Origin of the sequence: Mesorhizobium sp. M2A.F.Ca.ET.039.01.1.1, assembly GCF_003998035.1 — a bacterium.
Taxonomy (GTDB): domain Bacteria; phylum Pseudomonadota; class Alphaproteobacteria; order Rhizobiales; family Rhizobiaceae; genus Mesorhizobium.
Genome location: NZ_RZRY01000577.1, coordinates 1 through 4,018 on the forward strand (window position 1 = coordinate 1; position 4,018 = coordinate 4,018).

The 4,018-nt window shown below is 63.5% G+C and carries 4 protein-coding genes and 1 pseudogene; all 5 read left to right on the top strand.

All coding sequences use genetic code 11. From position 1 onward, the window contains the following. Window positions 1-307 (top strand): annotated as a pseudogene (locus tag EOA24_RS29595) (dehydrogenase); the annotation flags it as partial. 30 nt (window positions 308-337) lie between these two features. Then, window positions 338-1,069 carry a histidine utilization repressor gene (gene hutC, locus EOA24_RS29600; RefSeq protein ID WP_127256233.1) on the top strand — a complete coding sequence of 244 codons (732 nt, stop codon included), beginning with the start codon at window positions 338-340 and terminating at the stop codon, window positions 1,067-1,069. Window positions 1,070-1,354: 285 nt separating this feature from the next. After that, on the top strand, window positions 1,355-2,356 hold the full coding sequence (locus tag EOA24_RS29605) for an ABC transporter substrate-binding protein (protein WP_127410367.1): 1,002 nt from the start codon (window positions 1,355-1,357) through the stop codon (window positions 2,354-2,356). An 88-nt stretch (window positions 2,357-2,444) separates the two neighbouring features. Next, entirely contained in the window at window positions 2,445-3,239 is a 795-nt protein-coding gene (locus tag EOA24_RS29610) for an ABC transporter permease (protein WP_189341540.1), read from the top strand. A gap of 13 nt (window positions 3,240-3,252) precedes the next feature. Next, window positions 3,253-4,018 (top strand): ABC transporter ATP-binding protein (locus EOA24_RS29615; protein ID WP_133374670.1); only part of this gene is annotated, 766 nt, incomplete at its 3' end.

Sequence of the window (4,018 nt, forward strand, 5' to 3'; positions counted from 1 at the left end):
CAACCAACTGCTGGGTGTTCTGGGTTCCGGCGCCACCGTGGCGCTGGTCGGCATTTTCCACGGCCGCCTCGACATAGACCCCAACATGCTGGTCGAACGCGAGATCGGTCTGCTGGGCTGCCATGCCTTTGCCGATGAGCTGCCCGACGCCATCGGGATGCTGGCGGAGCTGTCCGGACCACTGATCAGCCTGATCGATCGCGAGATCGGCCTGGACGATATTCCTGCCGCTTATGAGCGTCTTTTGGCGGGGCAGGGCGACGGCTTGAAAACCATTATCCGGCTGCGGCAGCCTGCCGGCACCTGATTTCCGATGTTCGCCGGAAAGGACTTTTGAATGAGTGCTTTGCCCGATACGGCCAGCCCCCTCTACGAGAAGGTCAAGGACTACATCCTGACCAACATCGGAACCGGCAAGTGGACCAAGGACAGCAAGCTGCCGTCCGAGAATGAATTCGTGGCCGCGCTCGGCGTGTCGCGCATGACCGTCCACCGCGCCTTGAGGGAATTGACCTCGGCCGGCTTCCTGATCCGGTTGCAGGGCGTGGGGACATTCATCGCGCCGCCAAAGCCACAATCGACGCTGATCGAGATCAACAACATCGCGGCCGAGATCGTCGCGCGCGGCAACAGGCATCGCTCCGAGGTTCTCGTCCTCGAAAGGATCACGCCGACCAAGGAGCTCTCGCTGTCCTTCGAATTCGCCAAGCGCGCCGCGATCTATCATTCGGTGGTCGTCAATTTCGAGAACGACCTGCCCGTGCAACTGGAAGAGCGCTTCGTCAATCCGAGTCTGATCCCGGACTACGACAAGCAGGATTTCTCGAAGATGGCGACCTATGATTACCTGATGCAGAAGACGCCGGTGACCGAGGTCGAACACATCATTTCCGCTGTCCCGGCCGATGCCGAGACGGCGCGGCACCTCGCCATCGACGTCGGCGCCTGCTGCCTGCTGCTGCATCGCCGGACATGGACTGGCGCGGTCGTCGCCACCATCAGCAAGCTGACCTATGTCGGCAGCCGCTACTCGCTCGGCAGCCGCTATTCTCCGTCGCGCAAGACGTGAGACGGGTCGAATCGTTCACGCCTCCGGCGCCGGTCATGACGGGGCAGGGATCGGCTTGCCCAAATGCTGCCAAGAGCACGGCAATCAGCCTCTCCAGCTTGTATATGCATGTATGTATTTTAGCCTTGACATCCGTCATCGCCGACGTTGAATATCGTTTCACTCCCGTCGACGTGGCAGGTAAGACGCCGAGGCACAGTGCCGCAAGAAACAGAAGCCGCATTCTCACCGGACGGGAAGTTTGGTTCAAAAAAGCGCTCTGGATCATCAAGGGGAACAAAGATGATGCTTAACCTCACAGGACAATTCCGTGGGCTCGTGGTGGCGGCGACCATCGGCTTCGCCCCGCTCGCCCACGCCGCCGATACGGTCATTCCCGCGACGCCCGAGGCCGGATCGTTCAAGATCGGCATTGAGCCGTGGCTGGGCTACGGCCAGTGGCATGTCGCCGAAGCCAAGGGCCTGTTCAAGGCGAGCGGTCTGTCGGACGTCCAGATCGTCAATTTCACCGAGGACAAGGACATCAACGCCGCCCTGGCGAGCGGCCAGCTCGATGCGGCGAACATCGCCACCCACACCGCCATGGGCATGGTCGCGGCCGGCCTGCCGGTCAAGATCGTGCTGCTGCTCGACGTCTCGATGACCGCCGACGCCATGATCGCCGGCAAGGACGTCGACTCGGTCGCCGATCTCAAGGGCAAGCAGGTCGCCTTCGAGGAAGGCACGACCAGCGACATCCTGCTGAAATACGCGCTGTCCAAGAACGGCATGTCGATCGCCGACGTCCAGCCGGTGCCGATGCCGGCCGCCGATGCCGGCAGCGCGCTGATTGCCGGCCGCGTCCCGGTCGCGGTCACCTATGAGCCTTATCTCACCACGGCCAGGGCGCAGAACAAGGACGTCAAGCTTCTCTTCACGGCCGGCGAGGACCCAGGCCTGATCAGCGACGTGCTGGTCGTGCGCGACGAGGTGATCAAGTCGCGGCCCGGCCAGGTGCTGGCCATGATCAAGGCCTGGGATGCGGCGCTCAAGGATTACAATGCCGACACGCCCGGCGGGCGCGCCATCATCTCCAAGGCGGTCGGCTCGAGTGTCGAGGATCTGAATACGGCGTTCGAAGGCGTGCGTTACTATTCGCTTGCCGAGAACAAGGGCGCGCTGACGGGAGACTTTTCCACCAAGACATTCGCCGACGTCGAGGCCGCCGCCAAGAATGCCGGGCTGCTTCAGGCCGACGTGACGCCGGAGCAGATGATCGATCCGGCCTTCGTCAAGGCCGCACAGTAGGTTCGTGGCGGCCGCCGAGATGTCCGACGAGCCTGCCGGCAAAGCGAGCCCGCCCGGCCCGGCGACGGGACCTGCCGCCAGGCAGGCGATGCGTCGACGCCGATCCTCCGGGATCGGCGCGCCCATCGCGCGCTCCCGCTTCCTGATCATTGCCGTGGCCGTCTTTGCCGGTCTCGGCCTCGCCTGGTGGGCGGCGACGGGGCTCGACCTGGTCAAGCCGATCTTCCTGCCGTCGCCCGCCAGCGTGGCGACGCAACTCGGCAAGCTCTGGGCCGACGGCACGCTGCTCACCGATCTCGAGGCCTCGATCTACCGTATTTCGGTCGGCTTCCTCATCGCCTCGGTGCTCGCCATTCCGATCGGCGTGCTGATCGGCAGCTTCCGAACCTGGGAAGCGGCCATCGAGCCGCTGGTCGATTTCATCCGCTATATGCCGGTGGTCGCCTTCGTGCCGCTCTCCATCCTGTGGGCGGGCACGAGCGACGTCCAGAAATTCCTGATCATCTTCATCGGCACCTTCTTCCAGCAGGTGCTGATGATCATGGACAACGTCAAGCGCGTGCCGGCCGACTTCGTCGGTCTCGGCAGGACGCTCGGCCTTCCGGACCGCAAGATCCTGACGCGCATCGTGGTGCCCAGCGCCTTGCCGGGCATCTGGGATACGCTGCGCATCAGCCTGGGCTGGGCCTGGACCTGGTTGGTGCTGGCCGAGCTCGTCGCCGCGACATCCGGCCTCGGCTATCGCATCACCGTCTCGCAGCGCTATTTCCAGACCAACACCATCATCGGCTACATCCTTCTGTTGGGCATTCTCGGCCTGATCACCGATCAGGTCATGAAGGCGCTGGGCAAGGTGCTGTTTCGCCAGGACAGCCGCTCATGACGAGGTCCGGCCGATGAATTTCCCCAAACTGCGGATCAAGGGCCTCCACAAGAGTTTCGGCACCGGAGCGCGGCGCACCGAAGTGCTGCGCGACATCAACCTCAACCTCGCCGACAATGAGTTCGTGTCGCTGGTCGGCACGTCGGGCTGCGGCAAGAGCACGCTGCTGTCGATCGTCGCCGGACTGCAGGATTTCGACTCGGGCGAACTCGACATCGACGGGTCGCCGATCCTGAAGCCAGGTCTCGATCGCGGCGTCGTCTTCCAGTCCTATACGCTGCTGCCCTGGCTGACGGCGCAGCAGAACATCGAGTTCGCCCTCAAGGCTGCCGGCCATGACCGCGCCACCTGCCGCAGGATCGCGCTTGAGCATCTCGACCTGGTCAAGCTCCCGCGCTCGGCCAATCTCTATCCATCCGAACTTTCGGGCGGCATGAAGCAGCGTGTCGCCATTGCGCGCGCGCTTTCCTACCGCCCCAAGATGCTCTTGATGGATGAGCCCTTCGGCGCACTCGATGCCCTGACCCGGCATCAGATGCAGGAGCTGCTCACCCAGATCTGGGAGGAGCACAGGCTGACCGTGCTCTTCGTCACCCACGACGTCGAAGAAGCCGTCTATCTGTCGGACCGCATTGTCGTGATGGGCATCGGCCCCGGGCGCATCATGCGGACTTTTGACGTCGACATCGAGCGCCCGCGGCGCGAGGAGGTCATGGAGAGCGCCGCCTTCATGGACCTGCAGCGCAATGTCCATAAAGCCATTCGCGAGGCCTCCAGAC